The 3,292-nt window shown below is 71.3% G+C and carries 6 protein-coding genes; all 6 read right to left on the minus strand.

The window, feature by feature from the left end; genetic code table 11:
* Positions 1–164 precede the first annotated feature (164 nt).
* The 6 genes from ACFXA3_RS16450 to ACFXA3_RS16475 all read right to left on the minus strand — a co-directional run bounded on the left by ACFXA3_RS16450 (position 165) and on the right by ACFXA3_RS16475 (position 3,037).
* Entirely contained in the window at positions 165–503 is a 339-nt protein-coding gene (locus ACFXA3_RS16450; protein WP_030867899.1) for an Lsr2 family protein, read from the minus strand.
* Positions 504–667: 164 nt separating this feature from the next.
* Positions 668–1,198, minus strand: a complete 531-nt coding sequence (locus ACFXA3_RS16455) for an amino-acid N-acetyltransferase (RefSeq protein ID WP_385187314.1) — start codon at positions 1,196–1,198, stop codon at positions 668–670.
* 9 nt (positions 1,199–1,207) lie between these two features.
* Entirely contained in the window at positions 1,208–1,711 is a 504-nt protein-coding gene (locus ACFXA3_RS16460) for a BlaI/MecI/CopY family transcriptional regulator (protein WP_385187316.1), read from the minus strand.
* Between the two features lie 147 nt (positions 1,712–1,858).
* Entirely contained in the window at positions 1,859–2,032 is a 174-nt protein-coding gene (locus ACFXA3_RS16465) for a hypothetical protein (protein ID WP_376202813.1), read from the minus strand.
* 13 nt (positions 2,033–2,045) lie between these two features.
* Positions 2,046–2,735: a hypothetical protein gene (locus tag ACFXA3_RS16470; protein WP_385187337.1), complete on the minus strand. Its 690-nt coding sequence runs from the start codon at positions 2,733–2,735 to the stop codon at positions 2,046–2,048.
* 116 nt (positions 2,736–2,851) lie between these two features.
* Positions 2,852–3,037 (minus strand): DUF397 domain-containing protein, encoded by a 186-nt coding sequence (locus tag ACFXA3_RS16475; protein ID WP_054224235.1) that lies wholly within the window; start codon positions 3,035–3,037, stop codon positions 2,852–2,854.
* Between the last annotated feature and the right edge of the window lie 255 nt (positions 3,038–3,292).

Here is a 3,292-nt window from a genome sequence, read left to right on the forward strand (position 1 = left end):
GGGTGCGAGGCACTGCTGCCGGCCCCGCCCGGCCCCGGGCTGGGTGCCGGTCCCCGGCACGGTGGTGCCGGGCCCGATCTCGTACGCCTGGTCGCCGCGGCGGCGACGGAATGCCACCGGGCGCGCCTGTGGCGGCGTACGCCCCTGGCGCGAGAGGCCGCGGGTCAGCCCTTGGCGTTCTCGTAGGCCTCGCGGATCTCCTGCGGGACGCGCCCGCGGTCGTTGACGCTCATCCCCTGGGCCTTGGCCCACGCGCGGATCTCGGCGGTGTCCGGGTTGCCGGAGGTCGCGGCCGTGCGCGTCTTGGCGCGGCCACCGGAGGCGCGGCCGCCGGTGCGGCGGGCGCCCTTGACGTAGTCGGCAAGCGCGGAACGCAGCTTCTCCGCGTTGGCGGTGGTGAGGTCGATCTCGTAGGTCTTGCCATCCAGAGCGAACGTCACGGTCTCGTCCGCCTCGCCACCGTCGAGGTCGTCGACAAGAAGGACCTGAACCTTCTGTGCCACCGGGATTTCCTTTCATCGAAAAGCAGTACGCGGAAAGGAAACCGCTTTTCTCTGGAAAACACAAACCCCCCTGGAGAGGTTCGAGACCGCAACGCGGCGGGAAACGTGCGCGATTCGGACATAGGCCACAGGTGCGCGGAGCACGGGAAAAGCCGCCGTGATCGTCAGAGGTGCAGAAGCATCCGGCTGTTGCCCAAGGTGTTCGGCTTCACTCGTTCGAGACCGAGGAACTCGGCGACGCCCTCGTCATAGGAACGCAGGAGCTCCATGTAGACATCGGTCTCGACCGGGGTCTCGCCGATCTCGACGAAGCCGTGCTTCGCGAAGAAGTCCACTTCGAAGGTCAGGCAGAAAACCTTCGAGACACCCACTGCCCGGGCGGTGTCCAACAACTGCCGCAGCAGCTGATGCCCCACTCCGGCGCCCTTCAACTCGCGGTCGACCGCGAGAGTGCGCACTTCGGCCAGGTCTTCCCACATGACGTGGAGAGCGCCGCAGCCCACCACCTGGCCGCCGGAGTCGTGTTCCGCGACCCAGAACTCCTGGATGTCCTCGTAAAGGACGACCGGGGCTTTGTCGAGGAGGATCCGCTGCTGCACGTACTGGTCGAGCAGGCGGCGCAGTGCGGGAACATCGCCGGTGCGGGCACGGCGGATCGTCACTGTTTTTGCGTGTGCAGCGGAAAACTCACCCATGCCCGGACGCTATCGCCCCGGCCCGGTGTCCCGCCCGGCGGAGTCCCCTTCGGCGGGCGGGGGTCCGGAAGGTGCTTCGGAGGGCGCTTCGGGGAGTCCTCCGGGGGCCGCCGCGGCGGCCGGCTCCGCGGCGGACTCGGCGGCGGACTCGGCGTCGTACCCGACGATGCGGATGGCGTCCCGGAGGGCGTCGCGCTGTTCCGCGGACATCATGCCGAAGAAGGCCACGAGGGCGGCCGCGGGGTTGTCGCTCGTCGACCACGCTTCGTTCATCAGTGCGGCCGAGTACGCGGCGCGGGTGGAGACCGCCGTATATCGATAGGCGCGGCCTTCGGCTTCCCGGCGGACCCAGCCCTTCTGATGGAGATTGTCCATAACCGTCATGACCGTGGTGTACGCGATGGACCGTTCCTGCTGGAGGTCTTCCAGTACTTCACGAACAGTGACCGGGCGGTTCCACTGCCACACCCGCGTCATGACCGCGTCTTCGAGTTCTCCCAAGGGGCGAGGCACAACAGCACGATAGTGCGGAATGTGTGGAATTGCCCGGCCATTCGGGAGGCAACGCGCCACGAAATCCCGGGGGCGCCCCGACGGAGTCGCGGGAACCCCCGGTCCGGTCCGTGCCGGGGGGACGGCTGCGCGCCGTCCGGATGCCGGCTACTTGCCGGGCTGTGCCTGCCGGGCGGCCTCGGCGCGGGCGATCACGGCGTCGACCGCCGCGTCTTCCTTCGCCTTGTTGGCGCCGCCCTGGCTCTTCACGATCGTCACGACGAGTGCGATGAAGAAGCCGGCCATCACTACGGGGGGCACGAGCGCGGAAACGTAGTCCATGCCCCCAGCGTAGCTACCCGGCGGCGAGGCCGGCCGCCGGGGGCGGGGAGGGCTTGCGGCGCGGCGGGAACACCTCGCCCGGCGTCGGAATGGGCCGCTCGGACGGGCGTTCGGCGGGCCGCTCGGGGCCCTTCGGCTCCTTGGGGCCCGGCGCGGGGCGCGCAGGCTCCTCCTTGCCGCCCTTCTCGCCCTTCTCGCCCTTCTCGCCTTTCTCGCCCTTCCCGCCCTTCGTCCCGCCCTTGGGGTCGTCCGTGTCCCCCGTGTCCCCCGCGTCCCCCGCGTCCTTGCCGCCGGCCAGGGCGAGCAGCCGGGTCCGGGGCGGCGGCGCCGCGGAGAACCGCCGCTTCACGGAGCGCTCGGCGATGCCCCGGCAGCGTTCCAGCAAGGCCGCCGCGACCGGGTTGGCCCGCAGGGCGCGCAGCGCCGCGAGGTCGTCGGGCGCGGGCTCGTACCCGGCCGCCAGGGCGTCCTGGAGCAGTTCCAGGTAGCCGGAGAGGCTGCCGGGCAGGGCGCCTCGGTAGCGGGCGAGGTCGGCGAGGAGGAACTCTCTGAGCCGCCCCGCCTCCCGGACCGCTTCGTCCACCGACTGCGCGAGGCGCAGGCAGTCCTGGACCTCGGAGGCCGTCAGGGGGGCCGTGGAGGGCTGGAGGGCGTGGGCGAGCGTTCGCCTGAGCACGTGCAGCTCGGCGGCGCTGAACGCCATGCCGCCGCGGGATCCGTAGGGCGTGGGCATGGGCCGAAGATACGCGCTAATCGGACAAAATCCCCTGAGGGGCATGATTCCGGGCGCGTCAGCCCGGCGTCGTGCCGGGCCGGGCCCTAGCCCCGTGCCTTGACGGCGTCAAGGAAGTCGGCCCAGGCCGCCTGGGTCGTGGCCAGAACCAGGTGCGCCGGGTCGGCCCGGTCGGCGACGCGGACGAGGTGTCCGGGGGCCGCGGAGACGTAGACGCAGGCGTCTCCTTCGCCGCAGTACGTGGACTTCTGCCAGGCGGGGTGAGCGGTCATGGTGTCTCTCCTCGGGGGACGGCTCCGTTGCTTCCCGTGGAAGGGACGGTAACTCCGCGGGGGCGCCGGACCGATGACTTCGGCGGAATTCGGTGCGTCGTCGTTGCACTGACGGGACCGTTTGTGCATCTGCTGCGGCGTTTCGGGGGGCGCGGGGGGCGGCCCCGGCCGGCGCGGGCGGGGCGGCGGGGGCCCGCGCCCCCCCCCCCCCCCCGGGCCGCCCCCGCCCGCGGGTGAAACAAAACTCACACCCCA

The organism is Streptomyces sp. NPDC059456, assembly GCF_042750055.1.
Taxonomy (GTDB): domain Bacteria; phylum Actinomycetota; class Actinomycetes; order Streptomycetales; family Streptomycetaceae; genus Streptomyces.